Consider the following 19,427-nt stretch of genomic DNA (forward strand, 5'->3'; position numbering starts at 1 on the left):
GGATGCAGTTGTTCCCGATACTGGCAGGGCGCCACAATGGCGCCTTTGCCGTCGCAATCGACACAGGCGCATTGCATGAACAGCCTTGGGCATGGGCAAGATCAGGATCCCATCATCGAGCAGCAAGTGCGAACCGACCGGTTGCACCAACTGTTTCGCCAGTCGTTCTCGGCCGTCTTCGGTAGTTATCTGGGCGCCGCCATGCTCTGCTGGCTGTGCTGGGATCGCTTCGATCATCGAATCATTCTGGTATGGCTGGTGCTGCTGGGTTGCTCGTCACTGCTGCGCCTGCACATGTTCGTGCAGTGGTTTCGCTGCCCTGACAGCGAGCGCACCCCAAAGCGTTGGGAGCGGCGTTACTGGATCACGCTGATGTTGTCGGCTGGCATCTGGGGAGGTGGAGCGCTGGCGGTGATGCCGGTTGATGACCGAGTGTCCCAGGTACTGGTGATGCTCTTTACCGTAGGAATGTCAGTCAGTGCGGTGTCCTGCTACTCGGCCTTTCGCTACATGACCTTGAGTTCGATGGCGTTGGTGCTGTTGCCCTGTACGCTGTGGCTGTTGTTCCAGCCGGCGCCGATGCAAGTGGGTGTGGCCCTGGCGGTGCTGGTGTTTTCATCTTTTGTGGTGACGGCCACCTGCAAACTGTCCGATGCGCTGGAAAAAGCCTTCCGCCTGACTCGGCAAATGGAGCGTACACACCGTCTTTCAACCCGCGCGGCCCAAACCGATGAGCGCGACGGGTTTGAAGACCTGCACCGCTAAGGCTCAAGGTCTTGATCAGGTGGCCGTAGCGGTCTGATCCTTGGACATCGCCCTCACCAACGCCCTGGCGACCTGTTCGGCGGAGTAGGGTTTGGCGAGGAACTCAAACCCCTCATAACCGCTGTCCGCCAGCTCTTCGCTGTAGCCTGAGACAAGTACCACCGGCAGGTCCAGACGCCGCTCACGCAGCAGTCTGGCCATCGCAACGCCGGTCATCCCCGGCATGACCACATCCGAAAAAATCGCGTCGAAGGCTCGGGCGTCGTTGCCAGCGAGGGCCAGTGCCTGCTCGGCATTGGTCGCCCAAGTGGTCTTGTAGCCCAGGTCCTTGAGGATCTGGCTGGCGAAACGTCCCACTTCCAGGTTGTCTTCTACGATCAGAACATGCCGTTGGGCAGCCTCCTGCGGCGGTACAAGTTGCTCCTGTTCGTCCTGCTGCGGGGCGGGTTCGCCTTCCACTTGGGGCAAATACAAGGTGAACACAGTGCCCTGGCCGAGGGTACTTGCCACATCGATGTTGCCGCCCGACTGTTTGGCAAAGCCGAAGACTTGCGACAGGCCCAGCCCGGTGCCTTTGCCAACGGCCTTGGTGGTGAAGAACGGCTCGAAGATACGGTCGATGGTGTCGCCGGCAATACCGGTGCCGGTGTCGGTCAGAGAGATGCTGATGTACGGCAGGCGCGACTCGGCGTCACCGCGGATGCGCGGCAGCGCTTGCTGTGTGGCGACCTTGAGGGTCAGGGTGCCCTGGCCGTCCATTGCGTCGCGAGCATTGAGTGCGATGTTGAGCAGCGCGGTTTCGAGTTGGCTGGGGTCAATGCGTGCGTAGCACGGCTGATCGGGCAACTGCACCTGTACATGAATGCGGGCGCCGGTGACACTTTCAAGCATCTCGCCGATGTTGCGTACCCGCTGGCTGACATCCAATACCTGCGGGTTCAACGGCTGGCGACGGGCGAAGGCAAGCAATTGGCTGGTGAGTTTACTGGCCCGCTCCACGGTGTCGGAGACGACGCTCATGTAGCGCTGGCGACGCTCTTGCGACAAGTTCGGTTGGCGCAGGAAGTCCACTGACGAGCGAATGATGGTCAGCAGGTTGTTGAAGTCATGGGCGACGCCGCCGGTCAGTTGGCCGATGGCTTCAAGCTTCTGTGACTGGCGCAGCGCGGCCTCGGCCTGGGCCAGCGCGAGGGTGCGTTCTTCCACGCGCTGCTCCAGTGTGGCGTTGAGTTCGGTGTAGGCCGCCAAACCCTCGCGTACGGCGGCATCGGCGCGCACGCGCTCGATGTGCGCCCAGGACCGTTCGGTCACTTCACCCAACAACGCCAGATCGTAGGGCGACCAGTAGCGGGGCTGTTTGTCATGCACGGCCATCAGCGCCGTGAGACGTCCATCCTTGATCAGCGGCACGCAGATGGTAGCCGTGACGCCCAGCGCCTGGAAGGTTGCCGACTCATCGGCGGGCAGTTCGATCAGGTTATCGCGGATCACCAGGGGCTGACCGGCACGCAGAGCCCTCACCGCGCGTTCGCCGAACGCCGCCAGGCTGTAGTGGCCGATGATGCTGGGTGAGCCCTGCGCCGCCCAGTCGCCACGGATAGTGAAGCCATCTTCATCCTCATCCATATCGGCATAGGCGCAAATCGACACTTGCAGGTGTTGCGCCAGCAGTTGGGTGGTCGATGTCATGATGGCTTCGGCGTCGGTGGCGCTGGCCACGGCGTTGCCGATGGCATCCAGCACCGCCAGGCGACGGGCGAGGAATACGGTGGAGGTGGTCTCGGTCACCGTATCGAGCATGCCCACCACGTTGCCTCGGGAGTCGCGGATAGGGCTGTAGCAAAAAGTGAAATACGCCTGTTCCGGCGCACCATTGCGCTTGAGCATCAGCGGGAAGTTTTCAATATAGGTGGCATGACCGTCGAACGCCGCGCTGGCGATGGGGCTTATCTCGCTCCAGGCCTCGTGCCACACCTCGCTGAAAGGGCGGCCCAGTGCCTCCGGCTTGTTGCCCAGAATCGGCCGGAATGCATCGTTGTAGAGCGTAATCAACTCAGGCCCCCAAACAATGGCCTGGGGAAACCTGGAAGCGAAGCACAGCGCGACGGTGGTCTTCAATACATCGGACCACTGCTCCAGCGGGCCGAGGGGCGTACTGGCCCAATCATGCTGGCGGACCCGCTCGGCCATGTCGCTGTTGCCTTGCAGCCAATTCATCATGGGGTCAACACCTTATCTACCGCGGTTCGACTATTGCCTGAAACGTCAGGTTGCCAAGCAACAGACCTGAATGACTGCTCCCAGTTCAGCGCGAATATCCAGGTTATTGAGCGGCGAATACACCTGTCCAATAGATACCCGCATCGCTCTTGGGGTCCATCGCGTAGGCCGCGCCCAATTCGCGAAATTGCGGGTTCATCAGGTTGGCGCAATGGCCGGGGCTGGCGAGCCAACCGTCCACGACTTTGCGTGGGGTATCGAGGCCGGCAGCGATGTTTTCGCCGATGTTCTTTGCGATATACCCGGCCAGTTCGGCGCGGTCACCGGGAGTACGACCGTCGTGGTCCAGGTGGTCGAAGAAGTTGCCGTTGGCCATGTTGCGCGTGTGGCTGTTGGCCGCGCTGGCCAGGGTGTCGTTCCACGACAGCGGCGTGGTCGCGCTGAACGCCTGGGTGCCGCATTGATGTGGTTCGGCGCGCGCAGCGTTGACCAGGTTCAGCAGTTGCTTGCCTTCGGTCTGCCAGTCGCCCAGGCCACTGGTCAGCAGCGGGCGGGCCAGCACGATGCGCCAATCCTGGCCGCTGTTGCTGACGCCGATGTCGACATATTGCGGGTCCAGTACGACCCGACAGAAGCTTTCGCGCACTGCTTTCATGGCGGCGTCGGCATCCTTGGGCCCGGACAGGCTGATGGCCTGCACGTTGACCATAGGGTACGCAGCCCGCGCCAGCGACTGCTGCAAATCGCCGACATTGGAGGCCGGCAGCACCAGCCGTGTGTCGCTGGTCAGCGGTGGCAGTTCCTGGGAACCCTGGTCACCGCAGCGTTGCACCTGGCTGCGGTATTGGTTGATCTGTTGGACTAACTGACTTTCTTCATTCGCCATCGCGCTGGCGCAGAACACCGTAGTGGCGGCCAGCGTCGTAAGACCCATCATCAATGACAGAACGCGCATGGACGTTACCCTTGAGCTTGAAAGTGCCCATGATGCGCGATCCAGGTGCATCCATGCACCCGTTGGTCCGAACTTTTTTCTTCAGTTCTTGAATGTCGAGTGTTTTGCACCCTGATCGCAGAGGGCGAACACCACCACCAGCAGGGCGGAAATCGCGAGGATAACCACCACGCCATCGGTGGAATGAGTGGCCGAGGCCGCCACCATCGACAGCGCGCCCAGCGGTGCCAGGCCACCGGCAATCGCGGTGCCGATTTCGCGCCCGGTGCCGAAACCCGATGAGCGCGTCTGGGTCGGGAATTGCCGGCTCAGGAACGAGCCCTGGGGCGCAAACATCATCGGCGCAAGGATACCGGTGCCCACGCCGATGGCCAGATAGATCATCAGGCTTTCACCACTGTTGAGCAGGGCCAGGAACGGGTAGGCGAACAGCAGCGAGCACAGACCGCCGAGCATCAACACGGTCTTGCTGCTCCACTTGTCGCACAGCCAGCCAAAGCAAGGCACGGCCACGATGGCCACCAGGCTGGCGATGGTCACCGACAGGGAGGTGACGTGTACATCCACACCTTTGAATTGGGTCAGGTACGCCAGGGAGAAGGTCTTGAAGATATAGCTCAGGGCGTTGTAGCCAATCGCGACAAAGAACACCACGGCGAGGCCCTTGAGGTCGTTCTTGAACAACGCTTTAAGGGGCGACGGCTTGGCCTTGGCTTTTTCCTTGCTCAGTTCCTCGAACTGCGGGGTTTCCGGAATGCTGTTACGCACCCACAGACCCACGCCCACCAGCACGATGCTGCAGATAAAGGGGATGCGCCAACCGCCGGCCAGCAAGAACTCGTTACCGTTGATGGTCAGCAGGTAAATGGTCAGTGAGGACAGCAACAGGCCCAGGTTCAGCCCCAGTGCCGGCCAGGCACCTTGGCTGCCGCGCTTGCCATGGGAGGCGTGTTCGTAGGAAGTTACCGCGGCGCCCGACAGTTCAGCACCCGCGCCCAGCCCCTGGATGATGCGGATGAACACCAGCAGGATCGGCGCCCAGATACCGATGGAGGCATAGCTGGGGATCAGGCCGATCAGCGTGGTGCACACGCCCATCAGGCAGAAGGTCAGCACCAGCACCTGCTTGCGTCCGAACTTGTCACCCAGGTAGCCGAACAGAATGCCGCCGAAAGGGCGGGCGATAAAGCCGATGGCAAAGGTGGAAAAGGCCATCAGCGTGGCCGTTTTCGGGTCGCTGTTATCGAAGAAGATCTTCGAAAACACAATGGCCGCCATGGTGGCGTACAGGTAAAAGTCGTACCACTCCAGCATCGAGCCAAAGATGGTGGCGGCGGCCACTTTGCGCAGGCGCTTGCGGGTTTGTTCGGGCGTTTCGGTGCCGGGGATGGAGGCGGATGCCGACATGCTGGATTTCCTTCTGGTCTTTGTAGTTATTTTTGGGTGAACGGGCAGTACGGGTATTACTGAGGCTGGAACAGACGGTCGGCGATCATCGCGCCGATGGGCATGGCCGAGGTGGCGGCCGGTGAAGGTGCGTTGCACACGTGGAGCATTCGCGGGGTTTGGGCGAACAGGAAATCGTGTACCAGGCTGCCGTCGCGCATGACTGCCTGGGCACGGATACCGGCCTCGTAGGGCAGCAAGTCGTCGAGGGTCAGAGAAGGGCAGTACTTGCGGCACTGCTCCAGGTAGCCGGACTTGAACAAAGAGTTTTTCATCTCGGTGGTGCCGGAGCCGAGGTTCTGCCAGAGGGTTTTCCAGAAACCCGGGAAGCTGGCGTATTGCGCCACATCGCGCCAGTTCACCGAGAACTTGCGGTAGTTCTCGCGGCCCAGGCCCAGCACGGCATTCGGGCCGACGGTGACACTGCCGTCGATCATGCGTGTCAGGTGCACGCCGAGAAACGGCAACTGCGGGTCGGGGATCGGGTAGATCAGGTGGTTGACGATGTTGTTCTTTGCCGCCGGCAAGCGGAAGTACTCGCCGCGAAACGGGATGATCTGATGGTCGATACTGATCCCGGCCAGGCGAGCCAGGCGGTCCGATTGCAAACCGGCGCACACCACCAGGTGCCGCGCCTGCCAGGTTTCGCCCTGGGTATGGACCGTGACTTTATCGGTGTCTTCGTGGATCGCAGTGACCGTGCGTTCCAGGCAGATCTGCCCGTCGTTGCGGCGAATCACCTGGGCCATGGTCTCGCACACCTGGCGGTAATCGACAATGCCGGTGGCATCGAGAAACAAGCCGCCCAGGCCGACGATGTTTGGTTCACGCTCGCGCAGTTGCTCGGCATCCAGGCGCTCGACCTGCATACCGTTGAGCTGGGCGCGGGCGTGCAGGGCTTCCATGCGTTGCATTTCCAGGGGGCTGGAGGCCACCAGCAGCTTGCCGCACACCTCGAACTTGATCCCGTGTTCGCGGCAGAACTGCTTGGTGGCTTCGGCACCGCGCTTGCACAGGTCGGCCTTGAGGCTGCCGGGGGCGTAGTAAATGCCGGCGTGGATCACGCCGCTGTTGTGGCCGGTCTGGTGCTTGGCCAGCACTGGCTCCTTTTCCAGGATCACCAGTGATGCGCCGGGTTGGCGCTTGAGCAGTTCCATGGCAGTGGCGAGGCCGACGATGCCGCCGCCGATAATGCAAAAGTCGTGAATCATTGCTGGGAGTACCTAAGGTTAGACATTTTGGTCTGCTTATCAGGTTGTCAGACTAATGTTTTTGTTAAAAAAATGGCGTGTCCGGGGACACGCTTTAAAAAGTCGATCAGTTGATGGGAGGCAGTTCCAGTTGCAAGCGCCGTGCGGATGCACGCAGATGGGCCTCTGCACTGGCAGCGGCGCGTTGGGCATCACCGTCGGCGATGGCCTGATAGAGCTGCTGGTGTTCCTGGGTCGCATCGGCCGAGCCGGTGGCGAAGCGCGAGGCAGAGTTTTCCCAGGCGGTCTTGCGTGCGCTCGCCAGCTGGCTTCTGAGGAAGTCATGGAAGGCCACGAAGTAGTCATTCTTGCTGGCGTCGGCAATGGCGCGGTGGAATTCCACATCGGCCAGGGCTGCGGCTTCAAAGTCGTCGCGATGGTCCTGCATGGCCTGCAAGGCGCTTTCCATGCGTTGCAGGTCGGCGGCGTCACGGCGCTGGGCGGCAATCGAGGCGGCTTGGGTTTCGATCCACAGGCGCACTTCGAACATCTGCGCCAGGTCAGGCCGTCGCCCATTTTGCTGCGGGAAACGGAACACCGTGCCGGCCGGGGTCTGCGAAATGAACGACCCCAACCCCCGGCGGGCGGTGAGAACACCGTCGGCCTTGAGCTGGGCAATGGCCTCGCGCACCACAGAGCGGCTGACGTTGAGCTGTTCAGCCAATTGCTGTTCGGTAGGCAGGCGCGACTCCGGAGCCAGTTGGCCGGATTCGATTTCTGCGCGAATGGCGCTGACAACCCGTACGACAAGCGAGTCGGGGCGCTGGAGCTCAAGCATGATGAAACCTTGGTAATCAGGTTGTCAGACAATAGTCGTTACGAATTTAGCTTGTCAATATGTGTCCAACACGATCAGTGCAGCAAGATAGGCGGCAAGGCCCGTTACCTGCGTTCACTGTGCGGGCCATGAGCGGCCTGCAACAGGTACAATCGCCGCTGCCTTGACGCGAAACTCCAGGAATTTGCATGTTCAGCCTTACCCGTTACACCACGCCGTGCCCCGAATCGGTCAATAGCCAGATCCTGCAGATGGTGGTGGACAACCTCACCGACATCAGCAGTGTCGCGCTGGCGCCAAGTAACTTGCTCTACAACATCTACCAGTACGCCATCGGGTTTGAGGTGCACTTGTACCTTGAGGCGTTGAATGGCGAGAAGGGCATCGCCGTCGAGCTGGTCGTGGCGATGCAGGACGAAACCGTTGTCGGTTTTTGCCTGTATCTGCCGGTCAAGAACGACCCTCAAGCCTGCGGCATTGCCTTTATGGCGGTGCAGGCCGGCTTTCGTCGCCAGGGCGTGGCGAAGCAAATGCTAGGCGATGTGCTGGCGCGCTATCCCCACGCCGAACTGGCCTGTGCGGTGGAGAAGGTGCCAGCATTCGAGGCCATGGGTTTTCAAGTGCGCGGCGCACGTGGCACCCAAGTGCTGATGAACACCCGGGACTACGGCACCGATGGCTTGATGGGGGTGTTGGATGTGGCAGCGATCTATCGTTCGCTGGAAGTGTGCCAGATTCATACCTACCTGCTGCAAAAGCACGGCAAGCGCGCCATGGTCGACGCTGAAAAACAGCGTGACCGGCATCTGGATCAGTTGACGCGCAAGGTGCAGCTGTACATCCAGCAGCGGTTTCCTACGATTTGACCCGCTGGACCATCCCCAGGATGGTCGCCAGCAATTCCTGCTGGGCCTCCTCACGGCTGATCTCGCCATTGGCTGCCGCATGAGACAGGGCTTCCGCCGCACCGAGCATAGCGCGCAAGCCGGCCTTGGAAACACCGCCGCCCGAGGCGAACGGTGACAGTGCGTTGGAGCACTTTTCCAGGAAGATCGCCTCATATTCGCGCTTGAGTACCGCCAGCTCCGGCGAGCCGCTCAGCGCGGCAATCACTCCGGGGATTTCCCGGCCCTGCAACAGCACGCAATCGACATACGCCGACGCGATCACCCATGCCCGGTCCTCTAGCGTCGCCTTACTGGTGTCGATGGCCTCGGTAAAGACCTGGTCCTGGCGCGCATCGAAATCGGCATACAACGCCGCCAGCAATCCCGCACGCGTGGTGAAGTGGTCGTAGACCACCGGCTTGGTCACACCTGCCAGCTCCGCCAGGCGGCCCAGGGTCAGGGCGTCGGTGCCTTCCTCGCGCACCAATTGCCACGCCACATCGAGTAATTGGCGCTGGCGATCTTCACGGGACAAGCGCCGACGTGGGGCAGGGGATTCACTGCTTGACATGCTTATATACCAAAAGTAATTTAAGGGGCGTAACTTACTAAACGTAGCTTAATCCTGTCAGGAGTTAAAGTCATGCACGCCTTGATCGTAGTTGCTCATCACGACCGGAAATCGCTCACCCATAGCGTAGCGGCTCAGGTAGGCGCCGGTTTGACCGCCGCCGGCCACACCTTCGAAATCGCCGACCTTGCCGCCGAAGGGTTCGATCCACGCTACACCGCCGCCGACCATCAGGTGCACCGCGCTCATGCAACTCCGCCGGCCGATGTGCTGGCCGAACAGGCGCGTATCGAGCGCGCCGACGCGCTGGTGGTGGCTTTCCCGATCTACTGGTGGTCGATGCCGGCGTTGCTCAAAGGCTGGGTCGACCGCGTGTTCGTCAACGGCTGGGCGATTGATTATGGCCCCGACACACCCGTCGTGAAAAAACTGCGCCACTTGCAGGTGCACCTGCTGGCCCTCGGGGGCGCGGATGACAGCGCTTTCGATCGGCACGGCTATGCCAAGGCCATGCACACCCAGATCGATTACGGCATCTTTGATTACTGCGGGGCGCAGGTGCTGACGTCCAAGCTGCTGCTGGATTCGGAGAGCGGGGGCGCCCAGGCGCATTTGCACACGGCCAAAGCTGTGGGGCAGGGGATGTTCCAGCGCGAGACAGTCGCGGGGTGATTCAGGTGTCGCGAAACAGGTCGTGGGCATCGAGCAAGCGGTAGGCAATCTCGGGGCGTTTTTCCAGGCCGCGGCGGATCGACGCCGGGATCGATTGACGAGTCTTGCGGCACATGCCCGGCAACTCGTCGATAACGATCTGGATCCCGCGCATACTCTTGACCTCGGTATGCCCAGGCGCAATGTGCACGCGGATGCCCAGTTGCTCGTACATCCGCTGCTGCATGTGTTCAAGGTCTTGCAGACTCTTGAGGTTTTCAAGGCGTTCGAGCAGGATTTTTTCCTGCTGTCGCGTCAACTGGAGGATGCGCAGGTCCGCGCCGGGCGCCTCCAGCAGTTGTTCACGCTCGCACACACAGGCGCCGGGAGGGCAGGGTTGGCGAATGGTCATTGACGCTCCCGGCGAAGTTTCACGATCGGCGTGTCAGTAGGTCAATTGAACGCCCAGGCTGCCCAAGGCTTTCCAGTACTCAGGGTAGGTCTTGGCCACGCAGTCCGGGTCCTGGATGCGAATCCCCGAAACTTTCAGCCCGGCCAGGGCAAAGCACATAGCGATGCGGTGGTCGGCGTGGGTGTCGATCAGCGCCGTGCACGCGGTGCCGGCCAGGGCTGGGTCGCTCGCAACCAGCAGGTCGTCGCCCTCAATGCTCGCCAGGCCTGGGCGGATCTCATTGAGGCCATCGTGCAGTGCCTGTACACGGTCACATTCCTTGACGCGCAGGTTCGCCAGTTCAGTAAAACGCACCGGGGTGTTGTTGAAAGCGGCGAGCACGGCCAGGGTCGGGATTGCGTCCTGCATTTGCGAACCGACCACCGTGGCTTGCATGTTCGGGAACTGGGCGATCACCGCCTGGGCCTGGGCGTCCGGCTGGGTGAAATCCTGGGCCGCGACACCGATGTCGATACGGCCAGCGGTCAGCACTTCGGCGGCCCACAGGTAGGTAGCGGCCGAGGCGTCGGGTTCGATCAGGTAATCCCGGGCGGTGTAGCCGGTCGGGGCGACGCGCCAGGTGGTGTCGTCCACGGCTTCAACCTGGGCGCCAAAGGCGCGCATGCAATCCAGGGTCAGGTCCACGTAGCCACGGGCGCCGATGTCTTTGCCGGTCAACGCCACTTCAATCGGCGCCTCACCACAGGCCGCGAGCATCAGCAGGGCCGATACATACTGGCTGGACAAGCCGCCATCGATCTCAAAGCGCCTGGCTTGTACCTTGCCTGTGCCATGCACGGTCACGGGCGGGCAGCCAGTGGGGCTGTCGACCTGAATTCCGTTTTGGCCGAGGGCGGTCAGCAGCGGGCCAATCGGGCGCTTTTGCATGTATTCATCGCCGTCCAGCACCACGCTGCCTTGCACGGTGGCCACGGCGGCGGTGAGAAAGCGCATGGCAGTCCCAGCGTTACCGAGGAACAGTGGTTGGGGAGGCAATTGCAGCGAGCCTTGGCTGGTGACGACAAACGTGGTGTCGTCTGGCTCATCGATACTCACACCCATCTGACGCAGGGCGACTGACATGTGGCGAGTGTCATCGCTTTTCAACGCACCGCTCAAACGGCTGGTGCCCTTGGCCAATGCCGCCAGCAACAGGGCGCGGTTGGTAATGGATTTGGAGCCGGGGGGCGCGACCTTGCCATTGAGAGGAAAGTTGGGCGGTGTAACGGTCACGGTTTTTTGCGAACTCAAGGTACAAGGCTCCTGGTCAAGGCGAGGTGGCGTGGAGTGGCCGACGTGCGGACCCGAATAATCAGGCAAACACGCCATGCTTGTCGAGTGAGCAAGTGATCTGCGTGAATTTTCTGGAATGTGCTCCGATTCAAATGTGGGACGGGGCCAGCAAGCCCGGCTTAACGCTGGCTCAACCAGTAGTCATGCAGCACCCGCGCAGCCGGTTCGATTTCGCTGACCTGCTGTTGATGGGCGTTTATATCCAGGTCCGCCGGAAGTTCGAAATTGTCCTGCTCGGCGCACGCGGTGATTTTTTCCAGTTGCCCGGCTTGTTCGGCGGGCAATGGCGGCCAGTTGCCGATCGTCACACCCCGCACATAACCAAAACACCATTCTTCAGCCAGCGTCACCGCCTGGTCTTGATGTTCGGTTTCATCGAAACGGGCTTTGAATGCCTGGGAGTCGGTGGCCAATCGAGCGGCCAGGGTATTCATATGGCGTACACACAGTTCGAGAAAATCCTGGGCCTCGTCCATGTTGTCCCATTCAGGGTTTTGCCCACCCCAGATCGCCGGGAACCACTCGGCCACGTCCACCTTGGCCGGGCTGGAAACCAGGGCGGTGAAATAACCGTCGAGTTCGGCCATGTTCAGCACCGAGTGGTCTTCACCGTATTTGAGCAAGGTGGCGTCAATGAAGTCGAAATCGGCGGGAGCGAGGGGTTGGGCGTGCATGGCATATCCTTAAAACGTCGAGCGCCGCTGACAGGGGCGGCTTAAAGCGCAAAGGATGGCGTGTGCACCGGGTTTTATCCAGCGTCTTTTCCCTCACCGTGGCCAGTCCCGCTTTTGGCCGATGCGCCGTGGCGCACCCTTGATATAGTCTGGCCTTCCTCAATCGCCAGTCAGGGATCACTGCCATGTCCGAATACCAAGCCTTCGTCGTCGAACTGAGCGGCAACGTTGCCCATGTGCAGATCAATCGCCCGGAAAAGATCAACGCCATGAACGCGGCGTTCTGGACCGAAATCATCGACATCTTCCAATGGATCGACGACACCGATGCCGTGCGCGCCGTGGTGCTCAGTGGTGCGGGCAAGCATTTCTCTTCGGGTATCGACCTGATGATGCTGGCCTCGATAGCCAATGAGTTCAGCAAGGACGTGGGGCGTAATGCGCGCCTGTTACGGCGCAAGATCCTCGAGCTGCAAGCCTCGTTCAATGCGGTCGACCATTGCCGCAAGCCGGTACTCGCCGCGATCCAGGGCTACTGCATTGGCGGGGCCATTGACCTGATCAGCGCCTGCGACATGCGCTACGCGGCCGAGGGCGCGCAGTTCTCGATCAAGGAAATCGACATCGGCATGGCCGCTGACGTAGGCACTTTGCAACGCCTGCCGCGCATCATCGGCGACGGCATGTTGCGTGAGTTGGCTTACACCGGTCGCCAGTTCGGTGCTGAAGAAGCGCGCAGCATCGGCCTGGTCAATCGCGTGTATGCCGATCAGGACAGCCTGCTGGCCGGCGTTATGGAAATCGCCCATGAAATCGCCGCCAAGTCGCCAATCGCCGTGACCGGCACCAAAGCCATGATCAGCTACATGCGTGACCACACAGTCAATGACGGCCTGGAATACGTTGCCACCTGGAACTCGGCTATGTTGCAATCCAACGACTTGCGCGTGGCCATTGCGGCCCATATGAGCAAGCAGAAACCCGAATTCGTGGATTGACTGATATGACCCCAGGCTGGATTACCACAACGCTGCTGGATAACGACGCCGTCGGCGGCTGGGCCGTCGCCCGCAGCCGTGAGGGCTTTTTGCATGACGCCAATGGCCCTCTGTTCCCTCGGGAGTGGCTTAAGCGTCAGGACCTGCCGGTGTTCGCTGAACACGGCATCGGCCACCTCGATGGTGAACCGGTGTACTTGCTGGAACTCGACAGTGCTGCCGATGTGCCAGGGTGCAGTTGGCAGGGGCTGCGCGGTTTCATGCTACAGGGCGATCACACTCTCTACAGAGTGCTGGGCTACGCCGCCCAGATCGGCACCTGGGCGCGGGAGCATCGTTTCTGCGGCAGTTGCGGCCAGGCCATGGTTCAGGTCCCGCGGGAGCGGGCGATGTACTGCGCGCCTTGCGACCTGCGCAGCTACCCACGGATTTCGCCGAGCATGATCGTGCTGGTGACCCGTGGTGACGAGATTCTTCTGGCGCGCTCGCCACGTTTCGTCACAGGGGTCTACAGCACCTTGGCCGGCTTTGCCGAACCCGGCGAATCGGCCGAAGACTGCCTGATCCGCGAAGTGCGCGAGGAAGTGCAGATAGAAGTGAAGAATATCCAGTACATGGGCAGCCAGTGCTGGCCGTTCCCCCATTCGATGATGCTGGGTTTCCACGCCGAGTACGCCGGTGGCGACATCGTGCCCCAGGCCGACGAGATCGAGGATGCGCAGTGGTTCAACATCCACGAACTGCCGCCGTTGCCGGCGTCACGTTCGATTGCTCGTTACCTGATCGACCTCTACGTGGCCCGCCGCTTAGGCCACGCTGAACCAGTGCTGCCAGGCTAGGCGTACGGTCAGGCCCAGCACCACGGTGATAAACACCGGGCGAATGAATTTGGCGCCGCCGCTGATTGCGCTGCGTGCGCCAAATAACGCGCCACACATCACTGACACGCCCATCGCCAGCCCGACGATCCAGTCTACCGAGCCATTGATGATAAACACCGTCAGCGCCGCCGCGTTGCTGACGAAGTTCATGCTGCGCGCGACGCCGCTGGCCTTCACCAGGTCGATGGGGTGCAGCAGCATCGTGCTGACGGTCCAGAATGCACCGGTGCCAGGCCCGGCCACGCCGTCATAGAAGCCCAGGCCAAAGCCCTGGGTGGCCTGCCATTTCTTCTTGATCGGTGCTTCGGCATCCACCGGCGCCTTTGGCGTACCGCCGAACAACAGGTACACCCCGCAGGCAAAGACGATCACCGGCAGCATCTTGTTCAGGGTTTCGGCGGGCAGGTAGTGGGCGACCACGGCACCGGTCAGTGCGCCGATCAATGTACCGACGATGGCGTGCACCCATTGGCGCGGGTGGAACAGCTTGCGCCGGTAAAAGGTGAAACTGGCGGTGGCCGAGCCGAAGGTGGAGCTGAGTTTGTTGGTGCCCAGTACCAGGTGAGGCGGCATACCGGCGGTGAGCAGAGCCGGAGTGGTCAGCAGCCCGCCGCCGCCGGCGATGGCGTCGATAAAACCGGCGATAAAGGCAACGACGGCCAGGATGGCCAGGGTGGTGAGGTCAACGCTGAGTTCGAAGGGCATGGGCAGGGCTTATTGTTGGAGGGCCGCAGAAAGCCAGCATCTTACTGCGATGTGACTCAAATGTGGGAGGGGGCTTGCCCCCGATGGCGGTGGGTCAGTCAGCTTATTGGTCACTGACCCACTGCTATCGGGGGCAAGCCCCCTCCCACATTTTTACCGAGCGTGCTCGGTCATTTGTGCGCGCCCAGCCACTCCAGCGCCGTACGCCAGATGCAAATGCCCAGGAAATACGCCGACATCAGCGACCACAATCCGAACGTCCACGGGTTGGTGTTGGGATAGTCCACCACCATCAAAAAGCTGCACAGTAACCAGATCGTAGTCACCGCAATATTGATCGGCATGAAGCGCTTGACCCGGAATGGGTGCAAAAACTTCATCGGTGTCACGGTCAGCAGGGCCAGGCCGATCACGGTCAGCAAGGTGACCCAGGCGTCAGGCTGGATGATGTACACGCACAGGGCGACCACGTTCCAGGCGGCGGGGAAGCCGACGAAGTAGTTGTCCTTGCTCTTCATGTTCACATTGCAAAAGCAGAACAGCGAAGACACCAGAATCACCGACACCGTAAACAGGTGGGTAAATTCCGGCAGGTCGATATAGCGGTAGATAAACAGTGCGGGGATGAACACATAGGTGAGGTAATCGATCACCAGGTCCAGGACCGAGCCGTCAAAGCTGGGCAATACCGTGCTGACATTCACCCGTCGTGCCAGCGAGCCATCGACGCCATCCACCACCAGCGCCAGGCCCAGCCATAGCAGGCACGCCTTGGGGGAGTTTTCCAGCAGCGCCAGGGTGGCCAGGAAGGCCAGTACCACTCCGGTGGCAGTAAAGCCGTGGGCGCCCCAGGCTTTGAGTCTGGCTACATGCAGGGTCGATATCACGGGCGGTTCTCCAAAAGGTCAAACGGGGCAGCCGACAACGTAGCGCCGTCGAGTCTGGCCGGGGAATGCAGGTATCGACCGGGAAGAGGGGGATAAGGTTCACCGCCCGGTGTCTGCGTAAGCGTAGCAAGCGTAGGACGATTCGGCATCAACCCTGACGGAACACCAGGGCCTTCAGCCCACTTTGCGGATCGACGTCGGGGAATTCCGGCGGGTTGTCCAGGCGCTGCACGAAGCGCAGGCCCGGTGCCTCGCGGGTTACACCGTCGATCAGGAAATCTTCGCCGAAGGCTGGGTCATTCATACACGCCAGCACCGTACCTTGGGCGGTGAGCAAGTCCGGCAGGCGGCGCAGCACGCGCTGGTAGTCCTTGGTCAGCAGGAAGCTGCCTTTCTGGAATGACGGCGGGTCGATGATCACCAGATCGTAAGGGCCGCTGTGGGTGACCTTGGCCCAGGACTTGAACAAGTCGTGGCCCAGGAAGGTGACTTTGCTCAGGTCATGCCCGTTCAGGCGATGGTTGTCGCGGCCACGACTGAGGGCGCCACGGGCCATGTCCAGGTTCACCACATGGTCGGCGCCGCCTTCGATGGCGGCCACCGAAAAACCGCAGGTATAGGCAAACAAATTCAGCACGCGCTGGCCATGGGCCTGTTCGCGCACCCAGTTGCGCCCGTAGCGCATGTCGAGAAATAGCCCGCTGTTCTGCTTTTTACCCAGGTCGATCAGGTACCGCAGGCCGCCCTCGGTGATGGTCAGCTCATCGATGGCCTCACCCACTAACCACTCGGTGGTGCTTTGCGGCAGGTAGCGGTGTTGCAGCGCCACTGTGTGCGCGCCAAAGCTCGCCCAGTCGATGTTCAGCAGCGTCTGCTTGAGGGCTTGCAGGTGCTCGGTTTCCTTGAACAGCGCCACCAGCACCACCCCTTGCAGCCAGTCCACCGTCAGTTGTTCCAGGCCCGGCCAGCAACGGCCGCGGCCATGGAACAGGCGCCGGGTTTCCACCGGTGCGTCAGCCAGGGCGGTCAGCAAGTGGGCGTGAAGGGTAGCGAGTGCGTCTGGGTTCATCGTTGTGCGTCAGTCATCGGGCGGGCGGCATTTTAAACACAATTGCCGGGTTTGCGGGTGCATGAGCACAACGTGCTGGAATAAAGCCGATCTACAGTGATTCATGCTCAAAATTCTGTTGGGTGAGCCTGATAACAGGCAAAAAATCCTTCAGCACCGACATAAACTGGAAAAAAAGTCCGGAGGTGCCCATGAACGGTTTCGCCCACGCAGTCAATCACACGGCGCAGGATCAGCAGGAGCTGGATGAGTGGCGTGATGCCCTGGCCTCGCTGGTGGCCAATGCCGGCCCCGCCCGGGCCCGCGAAATTCTAGACCTGCTGGCCCGCGAAGGCGGTGCGCCGGGCATCGACTGGAAACCCCGCCACGGCACACCGTATATCAACAGCATCAGCGTCGAGCAGCAGCCGGCTTTTCCCGGCGACCTGGCCACCGAAGAGCGCCTCGCCTCGCTGGTGCGCTGGAATGCCCTGGCCATGGTGGTGCGCGCCAATCAGGCGTATGGCGAACTGGGCGGGCATATCGCCAGTTACGCCAGCGCCGCGGATTTGTTCGAAGTGGGCTTCAACCACTTTTTCCGCGCCCGCAGCGAGCAATCCGGCGGTGACCTGGTGTTCTACCAGCCCCATTCGGCGCCCGGTATTTATGCCCGTGCCTACCTTGAAGGGCGCCTGACAGAACAGGATCTGGCCCACTACCGCCAAGAAATCGGTGGGCCGAAGGAGGGCGCTCGCGGGCTGTCCAGCTATCCCCATCCATGGTTGATGCCCGACTTCTGGCAGTTCCCCACCGGTTCCATGGGCATTGGCCCCATCAGCTCGATTTTCCAGGCGCGCTTTATGCGTTACCTGCAGCACCGCAGCTTGCAGGACACCTCGGACCGCCATGTGTGGGGCGTGTTCGGCGACGGCGAAATGGACGAACCGGAAAGCATGTCAGCCCTGACCCTGGCCGCCCGCGAGGGCCTGGATAACCTGACCTGGGTCGTCAACTGCAACCTGCAACGCCTCGACGGCCCGGTACGCGGTAATGGACGCATCATCGACGAGTTGGAGGCATTGTTCAGCGGCGCCGGTTGGAATGTGATCAAACTGGTGTGGGGCTCGGACTGGGATGCGTTGCTCGCCAAGGACGTCGACGGCTCATTGGTCCGAACCCTTTCGCACACCGTGGATGGGCAGTTCCAAACCTTCGCCGCCAAGGATGGCGCCTATAACCGCGAGCATTTTTTTGGCCAGAGTGAATCCCTGGCCAAGCTGGTCGAGGGCCTGAGCGATGATCAGATCGACCGCCTCAAGCGTGGCGGCCATGACATGGTCAAGATCCACGCCGCTTACCACGCTGCCCGCCGGACCAAGGGCAAACCCACGGTGATCCTGGCCCAGACCAAAAAGGGCTTTGGCATGGGCGAAGCCGGGCAGGGCAAGATGACCACTCACCAACAGAAGAAGCTTGATCGCCAGGCGCTGATTGCCTTTCGCAATCGTTTCCAATTGCCGCTGTCGGATGAGCAGGTCGAGTCCTTGAGTTTTTTCAAGCCGGCCGATGACAGCCTGGAGTTACGCTACCTGCACCAGCGCCGCAACACCCTGGGCGGTTACGTGCCCAGCCGCAGCCAGCTCGCAGCGCGTGTCAGCGTGCCGTCCATGAGCAGTTATGCGGGTTTCGCCACGGCCGCTGAAGGCAAGGAAATGTCTACCACCATGGCCTTCGTCCGTATGCTCACCCACTTGCTCAAAGACGGACAATTGGGGCCGCGCATCGTGCCCATCGTTGCCGACGAGGCGCGTACGTTCGGCATGGCCAACCTGTTCAAGCAGATTGGCATCTACTCCAGTGTCGGCCAGCACTATGAGCCGGAAGACATCGGCTCGATCCTCAGTTACCGCGAAGCCACCGACGGGCAGATCCTGGAAGAAGGCATCAGCGAAGCCAGCGCCATCAGTTCCTGGGTGGCCGCCGCGACCAGTTACTCGGTGCATGGCCTGCGCATGTTGCCCTTCTATATCTATTACTCGATGTTCGGTTTTCAGCGCGTGGGCGACCTTATCTGGGCAGCTGCCGACCAGCGTGCCCGGGGCTTCCTGCTCGGCGCCACGGCCGGGCGCACCACCCTGGGCGGCGAAGGTTTGCAGCATCAGGACGGCAGCAGCCACCTTGCTGCCGCCGCCGTGCCCAATTGCCGCGCCTATGATCCGGCGTTCGCCGGTGAGTTTGCGGTGATCCTCGACCACGGTATGCGTCGGATGCTGGAGCAGGATGTCGACGAGTTCTACTACGTGACGCTGATGAACGAAAACTACGCGCAACCCAGCCTGACGGAAGGCGTGGAAGGCGCGATCATCAAGGGCATGTATCGCTTGCAGGGTACGCAGGACGCGCAGGTGCGCCTGCTCGGCTCCGGCACGCTGGTGCGTGAGGCCCTGGCGGCGGCGCAGTTGCTGATGGACGACTGGCAGGTGCAAAGCGCGGTGTACAGCGTCACCAGCTTCAGTGAACTGGCGCGGGAAGCGAGAGAGGTGGAGCGCTGGAATCGCCTGCATCCGCAGGGCATCAAGCGTGTCAGTCATTTGCATGACTGTTTGCCCAAAGGCGCGCCGGTGATTGCCGTGTCCGATTATGTGCGGGCAGTGCCGCAGATGATTGGCTCGTACGTGGATTCGGGCTACACCGTGCTCGGCACCGATGGGTTTGGGCGCAGTGATACACGGGCGGCGTTGCGTGATTTCTTTGAGGTGGATCGGCACCATATTGTGCTGGCAGCGTTGACGGCATTGGTGGAGCAGGGGAGTTTGGCGCCGGCGGTGTGTCAGCGCGCGATTCATCTCTACGGGTTGCAGCCAGAACGGGATGCGCCCTGGACCTGCTGATTGTGGGAGGGGCTTGCTCCCGATAGCGGTGTGTCAGTAACTGATGAGCTGACTGATCCACCGCTATCGGCAGCAA

Annotated in this window: 17 protein-coding genes and 1 pseudogene; 6 read left to right on the forward strand and 12 right to left on the reverse strand. The window is 61.3% G+C overall.

Annotated elements, in window-relative coordinates:
* Positions 1-36: 36 nt before the first annotated feature.
* Positions 37-744, forward strand: a pseudogene (locus tag LJX92_RS12385) (GGDEF domain-containing protein); the annotation flags it as partial.
* A gap of 36 nt (positions 745-780) precedes the next feature.
* On the opposite strand, the gene LJX92_RS12390 reads toward LJX92_RS12385, so the two are convergent.
* The 5 genes from LJX92_RS12390 to LJX92_RS12410 all read right to left on the reverse strand — a co-directional run bounded on the left by LJX92_RS12390 (position 781) and on the right by LJX92_RS12410 (position 7,414).
* Complete coding sequence (locus LJX92_RS12390) at positions 781-2,985, reverse strand: GAF domain-containing protein (RefSeq protein WP_228309824.1); 2,205 nt, start codon at positions 2,983-2,985, stop codon at positions 781-783.
* Between the two features lie 103 nt (positions 2,986-3,088).
* Positions 3,089-3,940, reverse strand: a complete 852-nt coding sequence (locus LJX92_RS12395; protein ID WP_005788547.1) for a CAP domain-containing protein — start codon at positions 3,938-3,940, stop codon at positions 3,089-3,091.
* An 81-nt stretch (positions 3,941-4,021) separates the two neighbouring features.
* Positions 4,022-5,347, reverse strand: a complete 1,326-nt coding sequence (locus LJX92_RS12400) for an MFS transporter (protein WP_228309825.1) — start codon at positions 5,345-5,347, stop codon at positions 4,022-4,024.
* Between the two features lie 56 nt (positions 5,348-5,403).
* A complete protein-coding gene (gene lhgO, locus LJX92_RS12405) occupies positions 5,404-6,597 on the reverse strand; it encodes an L-2-hydroxyglutarate oxidase (protein ID WP_032875718.1) in 1,194 nt (397 codons plus the stop codon).
* A gap of 106 nt (positions 6,598-6,703) precedes the next feature.
* Entirely contained in the window at positions 6,704-7,414 is a 711-nt protein-coding gene (locus LJX92_RS12410; protein WP_078821451.1) for a FadR/GntR family transcriptional regulator, read from the reverse strand.
* Between the two features lie 188 nt (positions 7,415-7,602).
* Between LJX92_RS12410 and LJX92_RS12415 the strand changes: the two genes are divergently transcribed.
* Complete coding sequence (locus LJX92_RS12415; RefSeq protein ID WP_228309826.1) at positions 7,603-8,280, forward strand: GNAT family N-acetyltransferase; 678 nt, start codon at positions 7,603-7,605, stop codon at positions 8,278-8,280.
* Here the strand turns inward: LJX92_RS12415 and LJX92_RS12420 are convergent.
* The gene (locus LJX92_RS12420) at positions 8,270-8,872 is read right to left on the reverse strand and encodes a TetR/AcrR family transcriptional regulator (protein WP_005788542.1); all 603 of its coding nucleotides are present in this window, start codon (positions 8,870-8,872) and stop codon (positions 8,270-8,272) included. The two genes, LJX92_RS12415 and LJX92_RS12420, sit on opposite strands and share 11 nt — an antisense overlap.
* Before the next feature lie 72 nt (positions 8,873-8,944).
* Here LJX92_RS12420 and LJX92_RS12425 point away from each other — a divergent pair, with 72 nt between their 5' ends.
* Positions 8,945-9,544: an NAD(P)H-dependent oxidoreductase gene (locus LJX92_RS12425; protein ID WP_005788541.1), complete on the forward strand. Its 600-nt coding sequence runs from the start codon at positions 8,945-8,947 to the stop codon at positions 9,542-9,544.
* Between the two features lies 1 nt (position 9,545).
* On the opposite strand, the gene LJX92_RS12430 is transcribed toward LJX92_RS12425, so the two are convergent.
* The 3 genes from LJX92_RS12430 to LJX92_RS12440 form a co-directional block, all read right to left on the reverse strand.
* The gene (locus tag LJX92_RS12430) at positions 9,546-9,935 is read right to left on the reverse strand and encodes a hypothetical protein (RefSeq protein ID WP_005788540.1); all 390 of its coding nucleotides are present in this window, start codon (positions 9,933-9,935) and stop codon (positions 9,546-9,548) included.
* 33 nt (positions 9,936-9,968) lie between these two features.
* Complete coding sequence (locus LJX92_RS12435) at positions 9,969-11,225, reverse strand: 3-phosphoshikimate 1-carboxyvinyltransferase (protein WP_228309827.1); 1,257 nt, start codon at positions 11,223-11,225, stop codon at positions 9,969-9,971.
* A 161-nt stretch (positions 11,226-11,386) separates the two neighbouring features.
* Positions 11,387-11,941 carry a UPF0149 family protein gene (locus LJX92_RS12440; RefSeq protein WP_228309828.1) on the reverse strand — a complete coding sequence of 185 codons (555 nt, stop codon included), beginning with the start codon at positions 11,939-11,941 and terminating at the stop codon, positions 11,387-11,389.
* Positions 11,942-12,126: 185 nt separating this feature from the next.
* Between LJX92_RS12440 and LJX92_RS12445 the strand changes: the two genes are divergently transcribed.
* Together LJX92_RS12445 and nudC are read left to right on the forward strand one after the other, a co-directional pair.
* Entirely contained in the window at positions 12,127-12,939 is an 813-nt protein-coding gene (locus tag LJX92_RS12445) for a crotonase/enoyl-CoA hydratase family protein (RefSeq protein ID WP_032875698.1), read from the forward strand.
* 5 nt (positions 12,940-12,944) lie between these two features.
* Positions 12,945-13,778, forward strand: coding sequence for an NAD(+) diphosphatase (gene nudC / locus LJX92_RS12450; protein WP_005788532.1), 834 nt, complete (start codon positions 12,945-12,947; stop codon positions 13,776-13,778).
* Here nudC and LJX92_RS12455 read toward each other — a convergent pair.
* The 3 genes from LJX92_RS12455 to LJX92_RS12465 form a co-directional block, all read right to left on the reverse strand.
* Entirely contained in the window at positions 13,746-14,525 is a 780-nt protein-coding gene (locus tag LJX92_RS12455) for a TSUP family transporter (RefSeq protein WP_228309829.1), read from the reverse strand. The genes nudC and LJX92_RS12455 overlap by 33 nt on opposite strands.
* Before the next feature lie 170 nt (positions 14,526-14,695).
* Complete coding sequence (gene pcsA / locus LJX92_RS12460; protein ID WP_032875693.1) at positions 14,696-15,412, reverse strand: phosphatidylcholine synthase; 717 nt, start codon at positions 15,410-15,412, stop codon at positions 14,696-14,698.
* Between the two features lie 148 nt (positions 15,413-15,560).
* The gene (locus tag LJX92_RS12465; protein ID WP_228309830.1) at positions 15,561-16,481 is read right to left on the reverse strand and encodes a class I SAM-dependent methyltransferase; all 921 of its coding nucleotides are present in this window, start codon (positions 16,479-16,481) and stop codon (positions 15,561-15,563) included.
* Positions 16,482-16,672: 191 nt separating this feature from the next.
* Between LJX92_RS12465 and mdeB the strand changes: the two genes are divergently transcribed.
* On the forward strand, positions 16,673-19,351 hold the full coding sequence (mdeB, locus tag LJX92_RS12470; protein WP_228309831.1) for an alpha-ketoglutarate dehydrogenase: 2,679 nt from the start codon (positions 16,673-16,675) through the stop codon (positions 19,349-19,351).
* Positions 19,352-19,427: the final 76 nt, after the last annotated feature.

This window comes from Pseudomonas sp. HN8-3, from assembly GCF_020790195.1.
GTDB lineage: Bacteria > Pseudomonadota > Gammaproteobacteria > Pseudomonadales > Pseudomonadaceae > Aquipseudomonas > Aquipseudomonas synxantha_A.